The 24248-nt window shown below is 68.3% G+C and carries 17 protein-coding genes; 14 read left to right on the top strand and 3 right to left on the bottom strand.

The window, feature by feature from the left end; genetic code table 11:
• The first annotated feature begins 148 nt into the window (after window positions 1–148).
• Window positions 149–967 (top strand): hypothetical protein, encoded by an 819-nt coding sequence (locus tag ABDJ40_RS07980; protein WP_347608553.1) that lies wholly within the window; start codon window positions 149–151, stop codon window positions 965–967.
• 55 nt (window positions 968–1022) lie between these two features.
• Here ABDJ40_RS07980 and ABDJ40_RS07975 read toward each other — a convergent pair whose 3' ends face one another.
• Window positions 1023–2918, bottom strand: a complete 1896-nt coding sequence (locus ABDJ40_RS07975; protein ID WP_347608550.1) for a glucokinase — start codon at window positions 2916–2918, stop codon at window positions 1023–1025.
• Window positions 2919–3332: 414 nt separating this feature from the next.
• On the opposite strand from ABDJ40_RS07975, the gene glk reads away from it, so the two are divergent.
• From glk to ABDJ40_RS07940, 7 genes are all read left to right on the top strand, one after another.
• Window positions 3333–4361, top strand: coding sequence for a glucokinase (gene glk, locus ABDJ40_RS07970; protein WP_347608547.1), 1029 nt, complete (start codon window positions 3333–3335; stop codon window positions 4359–4361).
• A 266-nt stretch (window positions 4362–4627) separates the two neighbouring features.
• Window positions 4628–7318, top strand: a complete 2691-nt coding sequence (locus ABDJ40_RS07965) for a TonB-dependent receptor (RefSeq protein WP_347608544.1) — start codon at window positions 4628–4630, stop codon at window positions 7316–7318.
• Between the two features lie 150 nt (window positions 7319–7468).
• Window positions 7469–7918 (top strand): SRPBCC family protein, encoded by a 450-nt coding sequence (locus ABDJ40_RS07960; RefSeq protein ID WP_347608541.1) that lies wholly within the window; start codon window positions 7469–7471, stop codon window positions 7916–7918.
• Between the two features lie 96 nt (window positions 7919–8014).
• Window positions 8015–9121 carry a proline iminopeptidase-family hydrolase gene (locus tag ABDJ40_RS07955; protein ID WP_347608538.1) on the top strand — a complete coding sequence of 369 codons (1107 nt, stop codon included), beginning with the start codon at window positions 8015–8017 and terminating at the stop codon, window positions 9119–9121.
• 16 nt (window positions 9122–9137) lie between these two features.
• On the top strand, window positions 9138–9683 hold the full coding sequence (locus tag ABDJ40_RS07950; protein ID WP_347608535.1) for an NADPH-dependent FMN reductase: 546 nt from the start codon (window positions 9138–9140) through the stop codon (window positions 9681–9683).
• 23 nt (window positions 9684–9706) lie between these two features.
• Window positions 9707–10339 carry a hypothetical protein gene (locus ABDJ40_RS07945; RefSeq protein WP_347608532.1) on the top strand — a complete coding sequence of 211 codons (633 nt, stop codon included), beginning with the start codon at window positions 9707–9709 and terminating at the stop codon, window positions 10337–10339.
• Between the two features lie 27 nt (window positions 10340–10366).
• The gene (locus ABDJ40_RS07940; protein WP_347608529.1) at window positions 10367–10759 is read left to right on the top strand and encodes a DUF488 domain-containing protein; all 393 of its coding nucleotides are present in this window, start codon (window positions 10367–10369) and stop codon (window positions 10757–10759) included.
• Window positions 10760–10786: 27 nt separating this feature from the next.
• Here ABDJ40_RS07940 and ABDJ40_RS07935 read toward each other — a convergent pair whose 3' ends face one another.
• Entirely contained in the window at window positions 10787–11071 is a 285-nt protein-coding gene (locus ABDJ40_RS07935) for a YciI family protein (protein WP_347608526.1), read from the bottom strand.
• Window positions 11072–11092: 21 nt separating this feature from the next.
• Window positions 11093–11791: a glutathione S-transferase family protein gene (locus tag ABDJ40_RS07930; protein WP_347608524.1), complete on the bottom strand. Its 699-nt coding sequence runs from the start codon at window positions 11789–11791 to the stop codon at window positions 11093–11095.
• A gap of 535 nt (window positions 11792–12326) precedes the next feature.
• On the opposite strand from ABDJ40_RS07930, the gene ABDJ40_RS07925 reads away from it, so the two are divergent.
• The 6 genes from ABDJ40_RS07925 to ABDJ40_RS07900 form a co-directional block, all read left to right on the top strand.
• Window positions 12327–12818, top strand: a complete 492-nt coding sequence (locus ABDJ40_RS07925; protein WP_347608521.1) for a VOC family protein — start codon at window positions 12327–12329, stop codon at window positions 12816–12818.
• A gap of 211 nt (window positions 12819–13029) precedes the next feature.
• Window positions 13030–15054, top strand: a complete 2025-nt coding sequence (locus tag ABDJ40_RS07920) for an AMP-binding protein (RefSeq protein WP_347608518.1) — start codon at window positions 13030–13032, stop codon at window positions 15052–15054.
• 11 nt (window positions 15055–15065) lie between these two features.
• Entirely contained in the window at window positions 15066–18446 is a 3381-nt protein-coding gene (locus tag ABDJ40_RS07915) for a non-ribosomal peptide synthetase (RefSeq protein WP_347608515.1), read from the top strand.
• Window positions 18443–20263 (top strand): cyclic peptide export ABC transporter, encoded by a 1821-nt coding sequence (locus tag ABDJ40_RS07910; protein WP_347608512.1) that lies wholly within the window; start codon window positions 18443–18445, stop codon window positions 20261–20263. Before ABDJ40_RS07915 ends, ABDJ40_RS07910 begins: the two co-directional genes overlap by 4 nt.
• 95 nt (window positions 20264–20358) lie before the next feature.
• Entirely contained in the window at window positions 20359–22044 is a 1686-nt protein-coding gene (locus ABDJ40_RS07905; RefSeq protein WP_347608509.1) for a hypothetical protein, read from the top strand.
• A 224-nt stretch (window positions 22045–22268) separates the two neighbouring features.
• A partial coding sequence (locus ABDJ40_RS07900) for a condensation domain-containing protein (protein WP_347608506.1) occupies window positions 22269–24248 on the top strand: 1980 nt, incomplete at its 3' end.

The raw sequence follows: 24248 nt of genomic DNA, 5'->3' as shown, positions 1-24248 counted from the left end.
GATCCGGCCGTCACTCGTCATCCCCGCCTGCATCTGGTCCCCCTGGCGCAGCAGCAGGTCATCTGGGCGATCCGCGACGGCCAGGCCTTGCCTACACTGCGGACCCGGATGACAGGGACCGGCGAGGGCCGGAACAGAGGAACAATCGATGAGCAAGAACAAGAGCAGCTGCGGTGGGCGCCGCAGCCTTGGCGTGGCGGGCCTGGCGATGTGCGCGCTGGCCCTGAATGCACAGGCCAACGAGAGCGCGGCCGCCGTGCCTGCAAGCCCGGCCTCCGCCGCACCGGACCTGGTCCTGGCTCCCGTGGCGGTGCAGGGCAAGCGCGCGCCCGATCCCGCCATCATGCCCGCCAAGTTCATCTACCTGATCGACGGCGTGGCCCGCAAGCACGCCAGCGAGCTGATCCGCCTGGACTTCAAGGCCCATGCCAGCAAGCAGAAGCTGCCGGCCCCGGGCACCCGGCTGGTGGTGGAGCTGGACAGCGAGCAGGAGCTGCCAGTGGGCATGGCGGAGGACGGCACCCTGAGCCTGCCCCCGCTGACGCCGGCGCAGGCCGAGACGGCCAAGCTCATTCCCAACCAACCCAAGGGCAGCATGGGCCTGCGCCTGAGCCTCGAGGTGGTCCCCAAGGTGGCCAGCCTGACGCCGGAGCAGGTGGGGCGCGCGGACGTGCAGCTGCGCAATCTCGTGGGCGACATCAAGGGCTTGCTGCCCTGGGCCTTCCGCTGGATGCTGCCAGGCGTCTCGGGCGTGGCCCTGTGCCAGCCGGCCGGTGAAGCGCCGGCCGTGTGGGTCTCGTCCAGCGGCACGCACCGCATCACCTTCCTCTACGAGACCAAGGACGGCAAGCAGAGCTGCGCCGTGCTGGACCCCGCAGGCCTGCCTGCGGATGCGCGCCTGCAGGCCGCGGCCGGGGCGACCCTGGGGCCGTGGATCAACGGCCTGACGGGCAGCAAGAGCCGCTGAAGCGCGGGAGCTCGGGGCCGGCGCATGTGCTGGCGGGGAGCCCGCGTGCGGTGCTTCAGCGGGTATGCGAAGTCAGCCTGGCCAGCGGCGCCGCCACGCCTACGCCGGGCGCGGCACGGCGGGCACCGGCATCGCGCTGTTGTTCCAGGGCCGCCTTGTCGTCGTCGTCCATCAGCTGCATGGCCTCGGGATTGCGGCGCAGGGCCACGCCCACGGCCAGGATGTCGATCACCAGCAGGTGCAGGATGCGGCTCACCATGGGCAGATGGGTGCTGACGTCCTCCACGTGGTCGATGATCAGCGCCGCATCGGCCTTGCGCGCCAGCGGTGACTGGCTGGCGGTGATGGCAATCACCGTGGCCCCGCGGGCATGGGCGCGTTCCACCACGTCCATCAGCTGCGGCAGGCGGCCCGAGCTGCTGATGACCACGGCGACATCGCCAGGGCGCAGCACATCGGCGGCCAGCTGCTGCAGGCGTGGATCGGTGTAGGCCGCGCAGGAGACGCCGAAGCGCAGGAACTTGAACTGGGCGTCCTGCGCCACCACGCCGTAGTGGCCGGCGGCATAGAACTCGATGCGGCCCGCCTGCAGCATCAGCTGGATGGCGCGGTCGATCATCTCGCGGTTGAGCTGGCTGCGCACCTGCAGGATGGCCGAAGCCGTGTTGCCCAGCACCTTGGCGCCCAGCTCCACCATGGAGTCGTCCATGTTGACCTGGGTGTGGGTGACGGGAACGGTGCCGGTGAGCCCGGAGGCCAGGCGCAGCTTGAAGTCGGACAGGCCCTCGCAGCCCAGGGAGCGGCAGAAGCGGATCACCGTGGGCTGGCTGACCTGGGCGGCGCGGGCGATGTCGGCGATGGGAGCGTTGAGCACGTCGCGCGGATGGGCCAGCACATGCTCGGCCACGCGCAGCTCCGCCGGCGAGAGCTCGCTGCGGGCGCGCCGGATCTGGCCCAGGATGGCCGCGCCGGCGCTGCTGTGCAGGCTCTTGAGCTGGGATTCCAGGATGGCGGAAGCGCCCTTGAAGGTGGCGTTCTCCGCCGTGATCACGAAGGTGGGGATGCCCGCCACATAGCTGCTGAACCGGCCCTTGTCCTCGAAGCGGCTGCGGAAGGGGGAGCGGGCGAAGTACTCGCCCAGGCGCGGCACGATGCCGCCGCCGATGTAGATGCCGCCCAAAGCGCCCAGCGTGACTGCCAGATTGGCGGCGGCCGTGCCCAGCAGGGCGCAGAACACCTCCAGGGCCTCGGCGCAGACGGCGTCGCGGCCATCCAGCGCGGCCTGGGTGATGTCAGGGGCGCTGAGCGGCTTGGCGGCCTCCCCGGCGCGGTCGGCCAGGGCACGGTAGATCAGCTCCAGGCCGGGGCCCGAGACCAGGCGCTCGAAGGAGACGTGGTCGAACTGCCGCCAGGCGAAGCGCAGGATGGCCAGCTCGCGCTCGTCACGCGGGGCGAAGCTGGTGTGGCCACCTTCGGAGCCCAGGGAGATCCAGGCGTCCCCCGCCGGGATCAGGCCCGACACGCCCAGGCCCGAGCCGGAGCCCAATACGCCGACCACGCTCTGGCGCCGGGCCTCGCCGCCACCGATCTGGTGCAGTTCGCCGGGCCCCAGGCGCGGGATGGCCATGGCCAGGGCGGTGAAGTCGTTCACCACCACCAGGGTGTCCAGGCCCAGGCGCTGGCGCATCTCCTCGATGGAGAACTGCCAGTGGTAGTTGGTCATGCGGACCTGGTCGCCCTCCACTGGATTGGCGATGGCGATGGCAGCGTGCTCGATGTGGGCGCCGCCCAGCCCGTCCAGGTAGGCCGAGACCGCGGCGTGGAAGTCGCTGTAGTCGGCACAACGCAGCGAGGCGCTGTGGCTGAACTCACCCGGGCTGGCTTCCAGGGCGAAACGCGCATAGGTGCCGCCGATGTCGGCGATCAGTCGGGGGCTGTCGAAGGAGCTCATGGGATGGGTCAGGGTGTAACGCAACTACAGCAGGTGGGCATCGGTACATGCCCAGGGCCGGGCCGTGGGCCTGACCAGCAGGGGCGCCCGCAGTGCCAGCGCTTGCCATATTGTGGAACGAAAGCTCGACAGATCAGGGACTTGCCCGGCATTTCTTCCTCAATACCGGCCATGAATTGAAGGCGTCCTGCAGACAGCTTGCGGGCGGGGCTAGCGAGAGCTTGTCAGCGGCATGTAGTTTTGCTACCTTTCGCTGCATGTAATGCGCTTGTAAAACTACAGGCGCCACGGCTGGCCGGACCGCGGCAGGCCGAGCGAGGAAAGATCATCCATGCAAGACAAGTTGAAGTGGCTCCGGGTGTCCGGCCCACCGGTGCCGGTTCCCGCAGCCCTGATGTGCCACGAGGGGCGGGCATGAGCGGCCCGCAGGATCTGTATCCGTGGCTGGTGGCCGACGTCGGCGGCAGCAACGCCCGCTTCGGCTGGGTGGAAGGCCCCGGCGCGCCGGTGGCCCGGCTGCGCAGTTACGCCGTCCAGGACTTCCCAGGCCTGGAGGAGGCCGTCCGCCGCTATCTCCAGGACCTGGCTGTGGAGTTGCGGGCGCAGGGACGCGGCTGCCCGGCGCCTCGCCATGCCGCCGTCGCGGTGGCCACCGCCGTCGCGGGCGACGAGGTGGTGCTGACGAACAGCCGCTGGCGCTTCTCCCGCCAGGCCTTGCAGGCGGCGCTGCAGCTGCAAAGCCTGCGGGTGCTGAACGACTTCGAGGCCCTGGCGCTGTCGCTGCCGCGCCTGCGCGCTGACCAGGTCCGCGCCTGGGGCGGGCAGCTGCCCGCGGCGGCCGGCTGCCTGGCGGTGATCGGCCCGGGCACCGGGCTGGGGGTCGCGGCGGTGCTGCAGACGGGGCAGGGCTGGCAGGCCTTGCCGGGGGAGGGCGGGCACGCCACCCTGGCGCCTGCTGATGACTTCGAGAGCGCCCTGCTGACCCATGTGCGGGGGCGCCATGCGCACGTCTCCGCCGAGCGCCTGCTCTCCGGCATCGGCCTGCCGACCCTGCATGAGGCGGTGTGCGCCGTGCTCGGCGGCCAGGCCGCGCCGGAAGCGCTGACACCGGAGTTGATCCTGGAGCGCGGCCTGGCCGGGCAGGACGCCCTGTGCGAGCGCACGCTGGACAGCTTCTGCGCCATGCTAGGCGGTTTTGCCGGCAGCGTGGCCCTGACCCTGGGTGCCCGTGGCGGTGTCTATGTGGGCGGCGGCATCGTGCCGCGCCTGGGCGAGGCCTTCTTCCAGTCCCGTTTCCGCGAGCGCTTCGAGGCCAAGGGGCGCTTCCAGTCTTACCTGGCGGGCATTCCCACGGTGCTGATCACCGACACCCTGGCCGCCATGGGTGGTGTGTCCCTGGCGATCGAGCAATCACTGCCGGGAGCGGCTGTAGTCAAGTTCTGATTGTGTGTAGTTGACCTACATACAGGTGACGAAGGTCACAGGCGCTTGATTCAGTTTTGGGTCGAATTATTGGTGATTACCCTTGGTGTTTGGGCCAAATCTGATGCTTTTCGGCATCGTTCGGGGCTGGTAAGGGTTTTCTTCGTGTTGTGTGCGAATCTAGTTTTAGTACAGAATTGTTTCAGTCAAAGGGTTCCATGGCGCCGCAGTCCCAGCCGTCCTGAGGGGCGCGGCAGCAGTTGTTCAAAGAGCTACAGGAGACAAGGATGAAGACAGTGCAAGTCCATCGCGACACATTCCGTTTGAGCCCCGTCGTGGCGGGTTGCGCGCTGCTGATGCTGGCGGCAGGCGCCCAGGCACAGCAGGCGCCCGCGGCGCAGGGTGACAACAAGCTGGATACCGTCACCGTGACCGGCATCCGCAAGGGCATCGAAGACGCGATCTCAGTCAAGAAGAACGCCACGTCGGTGGTGGAGTCCATCTCCGCCGAAGACATTGGCAAGCTGCCTGACATCAGCATCGCCGAGTCCATCTCGCGCCTGCCCGGCCTGGCTGCCCAGCGCGTCAATGGCCAGGCGCAGCAGATCAGCATCCGCGGCACGGCGCCGGACCTGTCGTCCGCTCTGCTCAACGGCCGCGAACAGGTCAGCACCAGTGGCGACCGCTACGTCGAATACGACCAGTACCCGTCCGAGCTGATCAGTGCGGTCACCGTCTACAAGACTGGCGACGCCTCCCTGGTCGGCCAGGGCCTGGCCGGCACGGTCAACCTGCAGACCGTCAAGCCGCTGAACTTCGGCAAGCGCACCGTGGCCTTCAACGTGCGCGGCGAAAAGAACTCCAACGGCGCAATCTCCGACGGTGCCCCCTCGACGGGCAACCGCGTCAGCGCCTCCTACATCGACCAGTTCGCCGACAAGACCCTGGGTCTGGCCGTGGGCTTCGCCCACAGCGACCACCCGGTCAGCCGCTATCAGTTCGAGACCTGGAACTGGGTCAAGAACGGTGGCAACCTCAGCGGCGCCGGCGTGGCTGACAAGGATGCGCTGTATCCCCAGGGCTTCAAGGGCCTGTACTACACCGGCCGCGAGAAGCGTGACGGCGTGATGGGCGTGCTGGAATACCGTCCGAGCACCAGCTTCAGCTCGACGCTGGACGTCTACCACTCCAAGTTCTCGTATGACGAGACCCGTCGCGGCATGGAAGTGCCCTTCGAGAACTGGTCCGGCGCCAACTTCAACTCGACCACCATCACCAACGGTCTGGCCCTGGCCGGCACGGTGCAGGCCACCCCGGTGGTGCGCAACAACATCCTGACGCGCGAAGACAAGCTCAGCGCCATCGGCTGGAACAACAAGTGGGTCGTCGACAAGTGGACCGCGGTGCTGGACCTGAGCCACTCCACCGCCGACCACGACGAGACCCTGATCGAGATGAACTCGGGCCTCGGCGCCGACACCATCACCTACAACTACGCCGGTCCGGTGCCGACCTTCAAGTTCGGCAAGGTTTACGACAGCAATGCCGCCGTCAAGCTGGGCGGCCCCTTCGGCAACGGCTATGTCAATGTGCCGAGCTTCCGCGACAAGCTGGACGCCGTGCGCCTGGACTTCACGCGTGACTTCGACGCCGGCATCATCACCAGCGTCGACTTCGGCCTGAACTACTCGCGCCGCGAGAAGAGCCGCCAGCATCTGGAGACCGGCTTCAACGCGCTGAAGTCCGACTTCGCGAGCGCCGACCTGCTGTCACCCACCGACCTCTCGCGCGTCGGCCTGCCCGCCATCCTGGCCTGGGACATCGACAAGGCGCTGGCCAGCAACTTCGGTCCCTACACCCCCGCCGTGCTGAACCCCTGGGGCGCCACCAAGAACTGGGCGATCAAGGAGAACGTGAGCACGGTCTACGCCAAGGCCAACCTCGAGACCGAGTTGCTGGGTCGCCCGGTGCGCGGCAATGTCGGCCTGCAGGTGGTCAACACCGACCAGAGCTCGACCTCCAACACCCTGCTGCAGTGGCCGCTGGCCTCTCTGGTGCCGGTGCAGGATGGCAAGAAGTACACCGACGTGCTGCCCACCCTCAACCTCTCCTGGAGCCTGCCCGACCAGCAGCAGCTGCGCCTCGGCGCCGGCCAGGCGATCGCCCGCCCCAAGCTGGATGACCTGAACGCCTCCTTCCAGGTGGGCCTGTCTGCCGGCAATACCGGCACGCCCAGCGGCAGCGGTGGCAACCCCAGGCTGGATCCCTGGAAGTCCGACTATCTGGACCTGTCCTGGGAGAAGTACTTCGGCAGCAAGGGCTATGTGGCCGTGGCCGGCTTCTACAAGCGCCTGAAGTCCTACATCTACAACGTCACCACGCCCTTCGACTTCAAGGACTATCCGCTGACCGGCACCGCCCCCGATGGCACGCCGATCAAGCCCAGCACCACCATCGGCACCATCACCCACCCGGAGAACGGCCAGGGCGGCTCGCTGCGTGGCCTGGAGTTCTCGCTGTCGGTGCCGCTGGAGATGGTCAGCCCCTCGCTGAAGGGCTTTGGCGTGCAGGGCAACCTGTCGCTGACGGACAGCTCCATCAACGTCAAGGACTCGCGCTTCGGTGACCAGAACCTGCCGCTGCCCGGCCTGTCCAAGAGCGTGCTGAACCTGACGGCCTACTACGAGAACAACGGCTACTCCCTGCGGGTGAGCCAGCGCCATCGCTCCAACTTCCTGGGCTCCATCGGCGGCCCCGGCGGCACCAGCGAGAAGACCTTCATCAAGGCGGACACCGTGGTGGATCTGCAGCTGGGCTACGAGATCCAGGAGGGCACGTACAAGGGGCTGTCCTTCCTGCTGCAGGTCAACAACCTGACGAACTCGGCCTTCCAGACCTTCTCCGGCAGCGAGGACCGCTACCGCGGCTGGGAGAAGTACGGCCGCCAGACCCTGCTGGGTGTGAACTACAAGCTCTGATCTCTCGCTTCAATCACCAATGCCTTTGCAACGGCCGGGTCTCCCCGGCCGTTTTTTTTTGGTGCCTGCAGAGATCACCCAGGGGCGGTGCGGGCTTGCAGTTCGCCGGCAGCTGGTTAGCATGCGCGGGAACCTGCGAGAGGAGCCGCCATGCCCGAGACCCATACCGTCCATCTTCAGCGCATCCTGCGCGCGCCGCCCGAGCGGGTCTACCGCGCCTTCCTGGAGGCCGGTGCGCTGTGCAAGTGGCTGCCGCCGCATGGCTTCACCTGCACGGTCCATGAGCTGGATGCGCGGGTTGGCGGCCGCTTTCGCATGTCCTTCACGAACTTCGGCAGCGGCAACAGCCACAGCTTCCATGGTGAGTACCTGGAGCTGGTGCCGTCCTCGCTGATCCGCCACACGGACCAGTTCGAGGACCCGAACCTGCCTGGTGTGCTGACGGTCACCATCCGGCTGCGTCAGGTCTTCTGCGGCACCGAGCTGGAGGTGGTGCAGGAAGGCATCCCCGCCGTGATTCCCAAGGAGGCCTGCCTGATGGGCTGGCAGGAGTCCCTGCTGCTGCTGGCGCAGCTGGTGGAACCTGACATCCCGGGCTGAGGCCGGGGCCCCGCGCGACCGTGGCCACCGTGAAGACCCGGTGGCCGGCGGCCCGTCCACCGTCTACAAAGGCGGCTTCCCAGCCCGGAGACCGACATGCCCTACCTGCCCCCTGGATTGACTGCGCGATGGCTCCTGATCCTGGCCGCCACCGCCTGGCTGCAGGCCTGCCAGCCCGCGGGCCAGGCGCCGGCCACCGCTCCCGGCGCCGACAAGCCGGCGGCTGCCGCCTCCGGGGCCGTTCAGCCCAGCCTGGCCAGCTATCACGACGCCAGCGGCGAGGATGCGCTGACCGGTGGCGTCCGGCTGATCCCCATCACCACGCCCAAGGGCACGTTCAAGGTCTGGACCAAGCGGGTGGGGCACAACCCGCGCATCAAGGTGCTGCTGCTGCACGGCGGCCCCGGCGCCACGCACGAGTACTTCGAGGCCTTCGACAGCTACTTCCCCGGCGAGGGCATCGAGTACTACTACTACGACCAGCTCGGCTCCGCCTACAGCGATCAGCCCAAGGACGGCAGCCTGTGGGAGCTGGACCGCTTCGTGGATGAGGTCGAGCAGGTCCGCCAGGCCCTGAAGCTGGACAAGGACAACTTCTACCTGCTGGGCCACTCCTGGGGCGGCATGCTGGCCATCGAGTACGCGCTGAAGTACCAGCAGCACCTCAAGGGCCTGGTGATCTCCAACATGATGGCCAGCATTCCCGAGTACGTGCGCTACGCCGAGACCACGCTGATGCCCGCCATGGACCCGCAGGCCCTCAAGGAGATCCTCAAGCTGGAGGCGAGGAAGGACTACGACAACCCGCGCTACATGGAGCTGCTGATCCCTCACTACTACGTGCACCACATCCTGCGCATGCCGCCGGACCAGTGGCCGGATCCGGTGAAGCGGGGCTTCGACAAGACCAACCGCGAGGTCTATGTGCCCATGCAGGGCCCCAGCGAGATGAGCTCCAGCGGCAAGCTGGCCAAGTGGGACCGGATGGCGGACCTCGGCAAGATCGCCGTCCCCACCCTGACCATCGGCGGCCAGTACGACACCATGGATCCCAAGCACATGGAGAAGATGGCCTCGCTGATGCCCAAGGGCCGCTACCTGCATTGCGCCCAGGGCTCGCACATGTCGATGTACGACGACCAGAAGACCTGGTTCCAGGGCCTGATCCGCTTCATCAAGGACGTGGACCAGGGTGCGAAATGACGATCGTGAGCATGCCATGAAGGTGCTGGCCGTCGCCGGCAGCCTGCGCCGGGCCTCGATCAACGCAGCCTTCTGCCGTGCGTTGGCCCAGCTGGGGCCGCAGCAGGTCCACGTCAGCGAGCATGCGGGGCGCCTGCCGCTGTTCAATCCGGACCTCGAAAGCGAGCCACCGGCCGCCGTGCAGGCGTGGCGTGCGGCGGTGCAGGCGGCGGATGTGCTGCTGATCGCCAGCCCGGAGTACGCCCACGGCATCTCCGGCGTGATGAAGAACGCCCTGGACTGGCTGGTGAGCTTCGAGGGCTTCGTGGACAAGCCGGTCGCGCTGGTCAACACCTCGCCCCGCGCCCACCATGCCTTCGAGAGCCTGCAGGAGGTGCTGCGCACCATGAATGCGCGGCTGCTGCGCCGGTCCAGCCTCAGCCTGCCCCTGTTGGGCGCCTGCGTGACGGAAGCCGCCATGCTGGCCGATGCCCCGCTGCGGGCCTCGATGAGGGGTCTGCTGGCCACCCTGCAGGCCGAGCTGGCCGGCGGGGTGGATGCCGGTCCCAGCGTACAGTGGTGAGCCACCCCACCGGAGCTGCTGCCATGCCTGCCCTGCAAAGACGACGCTGCGTGCTCGGCCTTTCGTCCGCCGTCCTGACGCTGCTGCTGCCGCCGGCGGTGCGCGCCCAGGCGGGCACGGGCTGGCTGCTGCTGGGCCTGGGCACCGCGGCCGAGCGGCCCTACCGGTCCTGCGCCCTGGGCTTGCGCGGCGTGCCGGCGCAGGGGGGCGCAAAGGCGGCGCAGGTCCTGCAGTACCCCTCAGAACCTGGCTGGGGAGGCAAGACCTGGCCCTGGCGCACGCCCCAATCCCAGGGCGAGCTGATGCTGCTGGCATTGCCTGCGGGGGACTACGAGATCGAGGACTTCGAGCTGGTCCAGCAGGCCGGTGAGACTGCCCGTGTGGACCGCTCGCTGCGCCCGCTGCAGGTCCGCTTGCGCATCCAGGAGGGAGACATCGTCTACGCCGGCCACTACGAGGCGCTGGATCGCGGCATCAGCGCGTCCAGGGAAGGACCTCAGGGCGTGCTGGTGCTGAACGACCGCACCCTGGCCGTGCAGGCCCAGCTGGCGGCGGAAGAAATCCCGGCCCTGCGCGGAGCCGCCTTGCGGCGCCAGCTGCCGGACCCGGCGCGGCTCAAGCATCCGCAGCTGCTGCTCTCGGCAGGCGAGCGCTGAGCGCGCCAGCAGGAAAGGAGACACCCCATGGCCTTGCGCATCGTCAGGCTGGGCAGCCCCCGGGCGCCCGATGAAGGGCTTCGCATCGGCACCGTGCGGCGCCCGCCGCGGGGCGTGCCCAAGAGCGAGTTCGCCTCCGGCAACTGGTACGACGTCTGGTACCCCAATCTGGCCCCCTCGGTCGAGACCATGAAGCTGGGCCAGGCGGCCGAGACGCCAGCGCAATGGGCGCAGTTCATGCGCAGGTACAAGGCCGAGATGGCCGAGCCCGAGGCCGAGCGCAGCCTGCAGCTGCTGGCCGCGCTGTCGCTGCACAGTGCCTTCTCCATGGGCTGCTACTGCGAGGACGAGGCCCGCTGCCACCGCTCGGTGCTGCGCGAGCTGATGCGCCAGCACGGCGCGGCCCTCGTCGAGGGCTAGCCCATCCGCGGGGCAGGGCCCGCGCGTTCAGAGGTAGTTCTCGAAGCCCGCCAGCATCTGGCTGAGCGTGAACTCCAGCAACTCGTAGCGGGCGACGCCGGCCTGGTGGAAAGGGTCCTGCTCCAGGATCTGGGTGACCAGCGCCCGCGGATGCTCGCGGATCAGGATGACGCCTCCGGTGCGCGGCTCCAGCCGGCCCGAGGCCACGAAGAAGCCCGCGGCGTACTGCTGCTCCAGGTAGGCGCGATGGGCATTGATCAGTGCATCCACTTCCTCCAGCGGGCGGACATAGCTCAGCAGGGCGATGTACATGGCGGTCTCGGGTGCTAGGGGCTAGGGGCGGGAAGGGGCGGCTGGCGCGCGCAGGTCCTGCAGCCAGTCGCCTGCGGCCTGGGCCTCGGCTTCATGCGCGGGATCGCGCCAGGGCTCCAGCAGGGCGGCCTGGTACCAGTCCTGCAGCGGCGGCAGGTCCAGCAGGCGCTGGGCGTAGGCTTGGGCGGTGGGAGACAGCGGCGGACTGTAGCTCTGCACCCGCAGGGCCACCGGCGCGAAGAAGGCGTCAACCGCGGTGAAGGCCGGGCCCGCGAGGAAGGGGCCGCCGAAGCGCTGCAGGCCTTCGCACCACAGGGCATCCATGCGGGCCCACTCGGCGAGCAGGGCAGGGCTCCAGTCCCGCACCTTCACGCGCAGACCACAGTTCATGGTGCAGACGTCGCGGATGCGGCCAAAGCCCGCATGCATCTCGGCGCAGGCGCTGCGGGCCCAGGCGCGGGCGGCACGGTCTCCCGGCCAGGCGCCCGGGGCCAGCTCGGCGATGTACTCCACGATGGCCAGGGAGTCCCAGACCACCAGCTCGCCGTCTTCCAGGCAGGGCACCCGACCATTGGGCGTGCGGCCCGCATAGGCCAGGCCGCCGGCGGAGGTGGCAAAGGGCAGCAGGCGTTCCTCGAAGGGCAGGCCCAGCATCTGCAGCAGCAGCCAGGGGCGCAAAGACCAGGAGGAGTAGTTCTTGTTGGCAATGGTGAGGCGCATGCCTCAGTTTCTCATGCCCATGAGCCCGGGATGCTCCGGGAGGGCTGCAGGAGCCCTGTCCGGGACTCACCGGGGAACGGGGCACCAAGGCTCGCCCCGGCACTGTGGGCAGAAAATTAAGCATAAGAGGCCGGCAAATGACAAAAGTAATGAGGCGGATAGTGGCGAAATAATTTGTAATAGATGTGGGAATTGATTCTGTTGCCTAACAAAAGACCAAATTCGAGTCAATTAATTTACTGAAAATCTCTATGGCAATACGAATGTCTTACAGGGTGTCGACGCTAAGTGTTTACCCTTGGCTTGGCGGTCTGGGGGTGGGGGTCATAATTCCGCCTTTGAGTGGGGGTACGCTGCGGGCTGCTTTCCCGTTGAAGATGCGGCTGGGTTTGCCTGGGCAATTCGTGCGCATCTTGGGGAGGTGGAGGCCCGATGGGTCTTCTGTTTCGGGCTGGTATTGATTTGGCCTGTCTCTTGCCATCAGCGGATGGCAGCCTTATTGCGCAGCGTTGATTCCAAGAATAAAGCGGGTGGTATGAAATCCAAATCCTTGGCAGGCGGCCGCATTGATCATGTGGCCATCGCAGTCCACGATCTTGATGCGGCGATCAGTCTTTATCGAGATGTGTTCGGCTTCCATCTCATGGCGGAGCGTGTGACCCGTGGCCAGTACTCCGGCATGCGCTCGGCAGAACTGGACGCCGGCGGTTTTTCCATCGTGCTGCTTCAGAGCAATGCGGAAGATTCGCAGGTGAGCCGTTACCTTTCAGAATATGGCCCCGGCGTTCAGCATATTGCCATAGAGGTGGACGACGTTGCTCGTGCCTCCGAGGCCTTGGCGAAGAACGGCATGAAATTCTCCACCAGCGTTATTCGGGGTGAGGGGCTTGTCCAGATATTCACTTCGCGTGATGCAAATTCGGGGATGATGTTTGAATTCATCTCCCGCGTTTCGGGTGCTCAGGGTTTTGAACAGGGTAATGTTCAGCAGCTTTTCGAGCAGCTCGAGGAAAGCGGCGCCTACTGAGGTGTCTCGGCGGCGCGCGAGCGCCGGCTGAGCGCGGGCCGGGCGCCCTCCGAGGGCGTGCCGCCGGCGCCGCCAGGGCGATGGGCGGCAGGCAGGGTCTTGCGAAGACTGTGCCGGGTTATTTCTTCATCCCAATTGAATTTCAAACTCCACCTGGCTGGGGTTGATGCACAGCTATGGGCGCCTCACAAGGGCGCCTGGGAGGGTACGCATGAAGACGATCGTGGAGCGGCTGCGTCAGCATGCCCAATCGCAACCTGACGCCGTGGCATTCCGGTTCCTCTCCGACATGTCCACCGAGCCGCAGGTGCTCAGCTACGCAGGGCTCTGGGACGAGGCGCAGCGCCTCGCCGGCTTCCTGCAGGAGCGAGGCCCCGCCGGAAGCCGGGCATTGCTGCTGTTCCCGCCGGGCCTGGACTATGTGCGTGCGTTCTTCGCCTGCCTGATGGCGCGCTGGGTGGCCGTACCGCTCTATCTGCCGCGCCGCGGCATCAAGCAGGAGCGCATCGACAAGGTGGCCCAGAGTTGCGATGCAAGGCTGGCGCTGACCACCCGTGCTGAACTCGACTGGCTGAGCAGTCCCGAGACCATCGGACCGCTGGCGTCGCGCCTGCAGTTTCACGCGGTGGACCAGGACTTGCTGGCCGGCGCCGGCCCCCTGGCGCAGCCCGGGCCCGCACTCACGGACCTGGCCTTTCTGCAATACACCTCCGGCTCGACCGGCATGCCCAAGGGCGTGATGATCTCGCATGCCAACATCATGGGCAATGTCGAGCATCTCTCCCTGATGTCCACCGGCAACCCGGCAGACCGCTTCGTCAACTGGCTGCCGCTGTTCCATGACCTCGGGCTGGTCACGACCGTGCTGTGGCCTGCCGCCATGGGGGCGGAATCCACCCTGATGGCGCCGGCAGCCTTTGTGCGCGATCCGGAAATGTGGCTGCGCGCCATCACCGAGTACCGCGGCACCATGTGCGGCGCGCCCAATTTCGCTTACCAGCTGTGCGTGGACAAGATCCGGCCGGAGCGTCTGGCGGGCCTGGATCTCTCCAGCTGGCGGGTGGCCTACAACGCCGCGGAGCCGGTGCGGGCGTCGACGCTGGATCAGTTCGCCCGCCATTTCGCGGCGTGCGGATTCCGGTCCACGGCCTTCTACCCGAGCTACGGCATGGCCGAAGCCACAGTGTTCATCAGTGGCGGCGACGCGGCGGCCGAGCCCATCACGCAGTGCGCGGACCGCTTCGCCCTGGCCGATCGCCAGCTGAGCCTGCTGCCGCCCGATTCGCCGCGGGCGACGCAGATCGTGGCCTGCGGTGCAGCGCTGGGACCGCACGACCTTCGCATCGTTGATCCCGACAGCCGCAAAGCCCTGCCGGAAGGCCAGGTGGGCGAGATCTGGTTTGCCGGGCCCAGCGTGGCCGGCGGCTATTGGGAAATGCCGGAGCTCTCGCTGGCCACCTTCGGCCAGGCCATCGTCGACGAGCCGGACAACGCCCATCGCTACCTGCGGACCGGGGACCTGGGCGTGATGCATCAGGGCCAGGTGTACATCACGGGGCGCATCAAGGATCTGGTCATCGTGCATGGCCGCAACCTGTACCCGCAAGACATCGAGCTGAGCGCAGCGCGCGCGCATGAAGCCGTGCGCGAGGGCCATGTGGCGGCCTTCGCGCAGGCCGGCGAGGAGGGCGAACAGCTGGTCGTGGTGGCCGAGATCGAGCGTGCCCATTTCCGCAGCATGGACGCACAGGCCGTCGTCGACGCCATCCGGTCGGCCGTGATGGAGCAGTACGAGGCGGTGGTGAATCGCGTGGTGCTGGTCAAGCCCTACAAGGTGCCCATGACGTCCAGCGGCAAGATCCAGCGCCGCCAGACGCGGGCGATGCTGCAGGACGGCACCCTTGAGATCCTGGCCGACACCGGCGTGCTGCACGAGGCCGCGGCGGGCGGCCGGGCGCCTGACTCGGCCACGGAGCGGGCCCTGGCTGCCATCTGGTGCGCGGCGCTGAACCGCAGCCACGTGTCCGCGCAGGACCATTTCCTGGCGCTGGGAGGCGATTCGCTGTCGGCCGCGGAAGTGGTGGCAGCCATCGGGCGCCAGTACGGGCTGCCCGACCTGCAGGTCGCCCAGTTGTTCGAGACGCCTCGCCTGGAAGACATGGCCCGCTGGATCGATGCCCGGCAGCAGGCCCGTCCGACGGTGCAGGCAGCCCCGAAGCGGACGGTCACCGTATGAGCCCCAACGGTATGAGCCCCTACGAATTGCTGGACCTGCTTCGCGCCCGCGGTGCGGAGCTCGGGGTGGAGGGCGCCGACCTCTCCATTCACGCCACGGACGAGGTGCTGGAGGCGCTGCTGCCGCTGGTGCGCCAGCACAAGGCGGAGCTGGTGCGCCTGCTGTCGCCCAAGCGGGCGCCCTATCGCTGGCGGGTCTCGCCGGCGCAGGCGCGCATGCTGCTGCTGGAGGAGCTGGCCGAGGGCCGGTCCTACTACAACATCCCGGCGGCGCTCCGCCTGTGCGGCCCGCTGGACGTGGAAGCCTTGCGGCGCGGGCTGGACTGGGTGGTGTCCGCCCATGACATCCTGCGCACCCGCTACCTGCGGGGCGAGCAAGGCATCGAGCAATGCGTCGACGCCCCCGGCCCCGTGCAGTGGGAAAGCCGGGACCTCACACAGGCGGGCGCCGAACCCGCCGCGCTGGAGACCCTGCTGGCCGCCCATGCCGACCATCGCTTCCAGCTCGCCGATGAATGGCCGCTGCGGGCCCTGCTGGTGAAGCTGGCCGATGGCGAGCATGTGCTGGCCCTGACGCTCCACCACATCGCCGCTGACGGCCTCAGTGCGCGCCGGCTCTATCGGGACCTGGAACAGGCCTATGCCCATGCCCTCGGGCAGGGCCAGGCACCGCAGCGTCCCGCGCTGCAATACGCGGACCTCATGGAGCACCAGGAGCGCCTCGGGGCCGCGAACCGCGGCGCTGACCTGGCCTACTGGACCGAGCTCCTGCACGAGGCGCCGCAGTTGCACGGGCTGATGCCGGACATGCCCCGGGCGCCCGTGCGCGACGTGGCCGGCGCGGTGCATCGCCAGGCGCTGCCTGAAGGGCTCGCTGCCGCCGTCCAGCAGTTCGCCCTCCAGCGGGGCGTGACGCCGTTCACCGTGTACCAGGCCGTGTTCGCCGCCACGCTCGCGCGGCACGGTGGCGAGGATGACGTGGTGTTCGGTGTGGCCGCCGCCAACCGGCTGCACCCCGAGGCGGCCCAGGCCATCGGCCTGTTCGTCAACACCCTGGCCCTGCGCTTCCAGCTGGGGCCGGACAGCACGCTGGCCAGCCTGCTGGAGGTGTCACAGCGCCTGTCCGTCGCCGGCCTGCGGCACCAGGCCTTGCCCTTTGACGCCCTGGTGGAGGCCCTGAACCCGGGCCGGTCTGCCGCCTACAACCCGCTGCTGCAGATCATGCTCACGCAGCAGGACGGCGATCCCCAGGCGCTGCGTCTGCATGGCCTGAGCGTGCGCCCCATCATCCAGTCGCAGCCGGTGGCCAAGTTCGACATCGCCCTGCACCTGCACATGCATGGCGATCACACGGTGCTGGCGTGGGAGTACGCGTCGGCGCTGTTCCTGCCTGCCACCATCGAGGCCCTCAGCCACAGCTTCGTGCGCCTCCTGCAAGGCGGCCTGGCGGAACCCGAGCGGCCGCTGGCCAGCTTCGCCGTCGTGCCGGTGGCGCCTGCGTCCGGCGGTCCGGCCGAAGCCGCCGCGCGTGTGGAAGACAGCGCGGGCGGTGAGGGCGGCGCCGCGTTGCCCACGGCCATCGAGGCCTTCGCCGCGCTGGTGCGCAGCCAGCCTCACGCCCTGGCGGTGTCCGACGAGGGGCAGCGTGTCAGCTACGCGCAGCTGGACGAACTCAGCAGCGCCTACGCCGCGCACCTGGCCCGGCTCGGCGTGGGGGACGGCTGCGTGGTGGCCGTCGGGCTGGCCCGCTCGGTGCACTGGGTCGCATCGCTGCTGGCCCTGTTCAAGCTGGGCGCCGCCTACCTGCCCATCGATCCGCGCTATCCCGCCGAACGGATCGGGACCATGCTGCTGACCTCGCAGGCGCGCGGCGTGCTGCTGAGCGAGGCGCAGGCCGAGTCCTTCCCGCCGGCGCCCGGCGTGGCGCGGTGGTGGGTGGAGTCCCTGGGCACGGATGGGCAGCCGCCCCTCGCGCCGCTGACCCCAGATCCGCAGCGCGTGGCCTACGTGCTCTTCACCTCGGGCTCCACGGGCGAGCCCAAGGGCGTGGAGGTCACGCAGGTCAACCTGGCGCATTCACTGCTGGCGAACCGCGAGGTGACCTGCTTCGGCCCGTCCGACAGCATGCCGACCATCGGCTCGCAGGCCTTCGGTGCCTCGCTGCTGGAACTGCTGCTGCCCTTGACCAGCGGCGGCTCGGTCAAGATCGTCCGGGGCGAAGACGTGGCCGACATCGACCGCCTGGCGGCCTTGAGCTCCGACGTGACGGTGCTGCATGCCGTGCCCAGCCTGGCCCAGCGCTGGCTGGACGCCGCCATGGCCCTGGGGCCAGGCTCCCATGCCCCCCTGCGCCTGATGCTGGTCGGTGGCGAGCCCGTGACTGGCACGCTGCTGCGCAAGATCAGGCGCTGGCGTCCGGACCTCCGTGTGCTGGCCCTGTACGGGATGACCGAGTCCACCATCGTCTGCGCCAGCCACGAGCCGCAGTCCGATGACGACGAGCAGCGCTGCATGCTGGGCCGCCCCTATCGCCATGCCCGCTTCCACGTGCTGGGCCCTGGCGGGCAGGAGCAGCCGGCAGGCGCGCCCGGCGAGCTCTACATCGGCGGGGCCAGCATTGCCAAGGGCTACCTGAACCGCCCCGAGCTGACCGCCGAGCGCTTTGTGCCGGATCGCCTGCGCGGCTCGGGGCGCCTGTACCGCACCGGCGACCGGGTCCGGCGGCTGGCCGATGGACGCTTCGAGTTCCTGGGGCGGACCGACCACCAGATCAAGCTGCGCGGCGTGCGCATCGAGCTGGGCGAGATCGAGGCCCTGGCCCAGTCCGTGGACGGCGTCAGCCAGGCCGCCGCCTGGGTGCCGTCGCTGCCGGACGACGAAGAGGCCACGCTGACCCTGTACTACGTGACGGCGCCGCAGCATCCCGAGCTGGCCCTGCTGGAGGCCGCCCTGCATGCCACCTTCCGCACCCACCTGCCGGAACCCATGAGACCGGCCGTGCTGATGCGCCTGGACCGCCTGCCGCAAAGCCCGAACGGCAAGGTCGACCGGCGGCGCCTGCCGGCGCCCCGCCTGAGCGACGCCATGGTGGCCCCGGCGACCGAGACCGAGCGCCAGCTGCTGGCCCTGTGCCAGACCGTGCTGCGCCGCGAGGACTTTGGCGTGACGGCGAACTTCTTCGAGGTCGGCGGCAACTCGCTGCAGGCCTCGCGCCTGGTGACGCAGATCCGCGAAGGCTTTGGCGTGGACTTTCCGATCGCCCGGTTCTACGGCAACTCGTCCGTGCGGGCCTGTGCCGCAGTGATCGAGGCCGCCGTGATGCAACGCATGGCGCAGTCGCTGACCCAGCCTGCGCCGACGGAAGACGACGATCTTGAGGAGGTGCTGCTATGAGTGCAGGGCCCATGCAGCAGGCCCTGGCGGCCGAGCTCACGCCCTCGGCGCCGACCCCGCCGACGAGCGAGGCGACCGACTTCTCCGGCCCCCCGCCCAGCGGGCTGTCCGTGGGGCGGATGCTCTTCCGGCAGGCGCCGGCCAGGCTGGTCCTGGGCATCGCGCTGGGCGCCCTGGCCGGAGCGCTGTACAGCGCGGCGGTGCCCATGATCATGAAGGGCCTGGGCAGCCAGGGCGCGGGCGAGGCGGGCGGACTGTCCAGCGCGTGGCTGTTCTTCGGCCTGTGCTCGCTGATCATGCTGACCAAGGCCGGCTCGGTGATCCTGATCAACCACATTGCCAAGTCGGCCGCCGCGGACCTGCGCGTGTCGATCACCGCGCATGTGAACCGCCTGGAGGTCGATGCGCTGGAGGCGGTCGGCTTCGCCAAGCTGATCAATGTGGTGGTCGATGACGTGAACCGGATCGCCAACGCCGCCGCGGCGATCCCGATGATCATGGTCTCTGCCGTCACCGTGATGGGCATGCTGGCCTACCTGGCCTATCTCAACCTCACGGTGCTGGGGATGGTGCTGCTGGCCATCTTCGTGGGCGTCGTCGCCTTCCAGCTGCCGCTGGGCATCTCGGAGCGCTTCTACCGGCGCTCCACCCAGCTGCGCGACGTGACGCTGGAGGGCGTGCGGGGCGTCATCCTCGGGGCCTACGAACTGCGGCTGGACCGGCCCAAGTCCCGACGCTTCATGGACGAAGAGGTCGTCCAGAGCCAGCAGGCCGCCGTTCGCTGGGAAAAGCATGGCGACGCCCTGCTGCATTCGGCCGGCGTGTTCAGCGACTTGCTGGCCTTCTTCGTGATCGGGCTGACCGTGTTCGTGCTGCCCCGCCTGCTGAGTCTGCCGACGGACACCGTGTCCGGGACCGTCATGGTGCTGCTGTGCATTGCTGCGCCGGTCGGCAACATCCTGGCCATGCTGCCGCAGCTGCAGGCCGGCAAGATCTCGGCGGAGCGCGTGACCGAGCTGTTCCGTCGTCTGGCCGATGTGCGGGAGGAGCAGGCCGCTGCCTCGCACGAGCCGTGGCAGCACCTGACGGTGCGCGGCCTGCGCTATCACTACGTCATCGCGGAGGACGGCGGCTCCGAGAAGGCCTTCTCGGTCGGCCCCATTGACCTGGACCTGGAGCGCGGCAAGGTCTATTTCCTGGTTGGCGGCAATGGATCGGGCAAGACCACGCTGTCCAAGCTGCTGACGCTGCACTACCGCCCGCAGGACGGTCAGCTGGCCTTCGATGGCACCGTGGTCCATGACGGCAACCGGCAGTCGCTGCGCCGTCGGATCTCGGCGATCTATTCCAACTACTACCTGTTCCGCAAGCTCTATGTGGCGACGCCGGTCGACACCCAGGAAGTGGACCGGCTGATCGCCATGCTGGGCCTGCAGGGCAAGACCCAGTACCGCGACGGCGAGTTCACCGCGACCAAGCTCTCCGACGGCCAGCGGCGGCGCCTGGCCCTGCTGGTCGCCCTGCTGCAGGACCGGGACATGTACGTCTTCGATGAATGGGCCGCCGACCAGGATCCCGAGTTCAAGCGCGCCTTCTACGAAGTGATCCTCCCGGAGCTGAGCAGGCGGAACAAGCTGGTGCTGGCGATCACGCACGACGACCGCTATTTCCACTGCGCGGATGCCGTCATCAAGATGGAAGGCGGCCAGCGCGTCAGCGCTGACATCGCCGACTCCGGGCCTCCCTCCCGAGGCGACGCCGGCAGCGCTCCTTCCGCCGTCCAGAGCCCAGCGCGCCAGGCCCCGCAAGCGGTCTGACGGCATCCCTCCCGGCCACGGGAGCTGCGCGGGGCAGGCCACGGCGCCTGCTGCCTTGCGGCGTCCACGGCTTGTCACAACCAACGAACGCAATGATGAAACTGAACACAGTCCCTGGATTCAAGATGGCGCGCTGGCTGGCTGCAGTGGCGGCCGCAATGGCGCTCGCGGCTTGCGGCGGCGGCTCTGACTCGCAGCAGGCGCCTGTGCGCCTGGAGGCTGACAAGCTGCTGGGCGGCTGGCGGACCGAGACGCCGGGTGAGGTGGAGTACGAGTTCTCCCCCTCCAGCATCAATGTCAGCGCGGAGCTGGAAGCGGTGAAGACCGGCCGCATCGTCGTGGGCGGCGAGGTCCAGTCACGCTTCCATTGGTCGGTGAACAGCAATGGCGAGGCCATGCTGACCAAGGTGGACCCCATCTGCAATCTGCCCGATCTGCGCCAATGTCCGGCGGTGGGGACGGAGCGGATCAAGGTGGCACTGCGGGTCGGTCCCCAGGATTACGCCTGGACCATCGAGTCGACGCCGGCAGGTGCGAGTGCGCCGTCGACGCGCGAGCTGAACTTCCGCCCCGCCACGCTGAGCAGCTCGACGGTGCCCGGCGGGCGCTTCCTGATGACCAAGGCCGCGCAGTTCTCCTACGCGAATCCCGCGGGAAGCGACGGCCAGTTCATGCAGATGGGCCTGCTCGACACCAGCGTGCCCCACGTGCTGACCATCCCGCTGCCGCCCACGCCCATGCGTGCCATGCCCGTGCTGACGGGCAAGGACGAGGCGGTGGACACACAGCTGACCGTGCCCCATCCGGTGACCGGTGAGCCGATCACCGTGAAGGTGAAGGAGTGGCTGGAGAACGCGGTGCTCATGGCCGGCGCATCCAACAACCTCCTGGTGAGCTACGAGCTGCACCGCAAGGTGGACCTGCCGGCCGGCATGGACCGGGCCGCGCTGGGCGTCGACGTGTACGAGAAGCCGCACAAGGCCACCAGCGCCTTCTCCATCGTGAACCAGTTCGTGCGCGGACCCGAGGTGAAGGCGGGTGACCGCTTCTTCGGGACCTTCCCCGGCGCCTTCGATGCGCAGTTCACCATCGACGGCATCGGCAACACCCTGGAGTTCAGCTCGGCGACGCGCGGGGTGATGAAGTATGTCGATGTCATCCAGGGCCGCCACAGCGAGTCCCGCGGCTTCAGCTGGTCGCGCGACGACAGCGGCGCGATCAGCCTTCAGCTGGACGACATGCCGGGACGGGTGTCCAAGTACCGCCTGCGCTTCGTCAAGGAGATCAAGGGCGGCTACAGCGCCGTGCTCAGCTTCGTCGCAGCGGATGGCTCCGACCTGGACCTCATGACCGATGTCATCCGTGATGCCAAGCCCGTGCTGGACCCCAAGACCTTCCCCGGCAGCTACTACATGCCCAGCGTCGACGGCGTCAGCCTGGTCAAGGTCAACTTCCGCCCCGATGGAAACCTGGACGGCGGCACGGTCGGTGGTCACTGGTTCATCGACACCGATGGCGAGCTGGTCAGCTTCGAGTGCATTTCCAAGCAGGGCGTCTCCGAGCCGAGCTACCAGGTCTGTCACGACGCCTTCACCGACCCGGCCAAGCTGGATACCTACCGCTTCGCCCACGTCCGTCGGCTGCGCTTCGTCTGGGGCGACGGTGCGAACTACCAGGTCAAGTACAGCGCCGTGATCTACGGCGAAGACGCCGGCATCGTGGGGCGCGACTACTACGGCATCAACTGGACCTATCGCATCCGCAAGGCCGGAGCGAACTGAGGGCGTCCGCGGGCGGGAGCGATCCCGGCCCGCGCCAAGCCAGCAATGAACGCGGCAGCGCCCCCCGCGGGGGAGCGCTGCGCGCGACGCGCATGCCGCCGGTTTGCACTCAGCACCGGCGGCAGCGTCTTGTCATCAGGCCGCGATGCCGGGCTGGCAGCCTGCGCACAGGGGCCGCACATGGGTGATACGTCTGGGACAACCCAGCATCAGGAGCAGAGGGAATGGACACATCGTGGATCAGCTTTCTTGGCCGCTGCGAGCAGCTCGGGATCCGCTTCCAGCTGGAGCAGGGGCAGCTCAAGACGAGTGCGCCGCGTGGTGTCCTGCAGGGCGAGCTGCTGGCTGAACTGAGGGAGCGCAAGGCGCAGATCCAGTCCTGGCTGGAGAGGCTGGCCTCCGACGGCGCCTCGCCGTCATCGGCCTTCACGGGGACAGAGGCGCAGCTGAGGCCTGTGGTGCTCACCGGCGAGGCCGCGCCGCTGTCCTTTGGCCAGGAGGCCCTCTGGCTGGCCTACGAGGCACAGGGCCGGCACCCCGGCCTGCACTTCTGCGCACGCATCGAGTGCGCTGGCGCGCTGGATGAGCAGGCCCTGGAGACGGCGCTGCGCGCCTTGTGCGCGCGGCACCAGGTGCTGGAGTCGTCGATGGAGGTCAGCGCGACGGGCCTCGTGCAGCGGGCCGGCCAGGCCCCCTTCAAGGCCTTGGCCCGCCTCTGCACGCAGGGTCAGGAACCCGTGCTGCGCGACGCTGCACTGCAAGGCTTGCGTGAGCAGGTCTTCCTCGCTCCCTTTGACCTGGCGAAGGACTGCAAGCTGCGAGGAGCGCTGGTCCGCCTGGACGCGCAGACCCATGAGCTCTGGCTGGCCTTCCACCATGCGGCGAGCGACGGCTGGTCGCTGGGTGTCTTCGTGCAGGAGCTGGGGCGGCTCTATGAGCTGACGCATGCGGGGCACAGCGCCGTGCTGGAGCCCTTGCCCCTTCAGTACGCCGACTTCGCGGTCTGGGAGCGTTCCGAGCTGCACCAGGCACAGCGCACCCAGGACCTCGCCTACTGGCAGGAGGCCCTGGCCGATGCCCCCGAGGTCCACGGCCTGCGCGTGAACCGCGAACGGGCGCTGGGCGCTGAGGGTCAGGTCTTGACCTTCCAGCGCCTGCTGCCGGCTGGGCGGCTCGAGCAGGTGCGTGCCATGGGGCGGCAGGCCGGCACGACGGAATTCGTCGTCCTGCACACCTTGCTGGCGCTGGCCGTGGGCATGCATTCGAATGCGAGGGACGTGGTGATCGGCACGCCGCTGGCTGTGCGGCCCTCGTCCAGGCTCGATGGGCTGGTGGGCTACTTCGTGAACCTGCTGCCCTTGCGGCTGCGGTTCGACCTGAAGAACAGCTTCATCCATGAGCTGAAGCTGGCGACCGCTGGCTTCCAGCAGGCGGTGGCTCACGCGGCACTGCCCTTCGCCCAGATCGTGGAGCGCCTGATGCCGGCCCGCAGTGCCGGCATCGCACCGCTCGTGCAGATCTGCCTGTCCTACCAGAACCAGGAGATGCCGGCGTTCTCGCTGCCGGGCCTGGCCTGCCGCGCCGCGCAGCTGGAGCAGGGCTTCAGCCAGTACGAGCTCGAACTGGACATCCGCGCTGCGGAGCAGGGCCTGGCGCTGAACTGGCGCTTTGCACAAGGGCTCTTTGATGCCGACGTCGTGCATCGGCTGGCCGATACCTTCGAGCTGGCCCTCCAGACCCTGCTGGATCGACCCGCTGACGCCATGGGCGCGCTGCGGTGGGTGAGCCCGGCCGAGCAGGCCCGGCTGCAAGGCTTCAACGCCACGACGCGGGCCTTCCCGCAGCACGTGCGCATCCACGAGCTCTTCGAGGCCCAGGCACAGCAGGCCCCGCAGGCGCTGGCGCTGAGCTTCGAAGGCCGCAGCCTGAGCTACGCGGAGCTGGACGAACAGGCCAACCGCGTGGCGCAGTACCTGGTGCACACGTGCGGGGTGCAGCGCAACGAGCTGGTGGGCCTGTGCATGGAGCGCTCGCTGGAGATGGTGGTGGGCCTGCTGGGCATCCTGAAGGCCGGTGGCGCGTATGTGCCGCTGGACCCGAGCTACCCGGCGCAGCGCCTGGAACACATGGTGAAGGACTCCGGGGCGCGGACGGTGCTGATGCAGCAGCGGCTGCTGGGCCAGGTGCCGGTGGAGGAAGCGCAG

It is taken from the genome of Roseateles flavus (assembly GCF_039872765.1).
In the GTDB taxonomy this organism is placed as follows: Bacteria; Pseudomonadota; Gammaproteobacteria; order Burkholderiales; family Burkholderiaceae_C; genus Roseateles_B; species Roseateles_B flavus.
The sequence above is the reverse complement of the archived record's forward strand: the minus strand, read 5'-3'. Positions and strand labels throughout refer to the sequence as shown.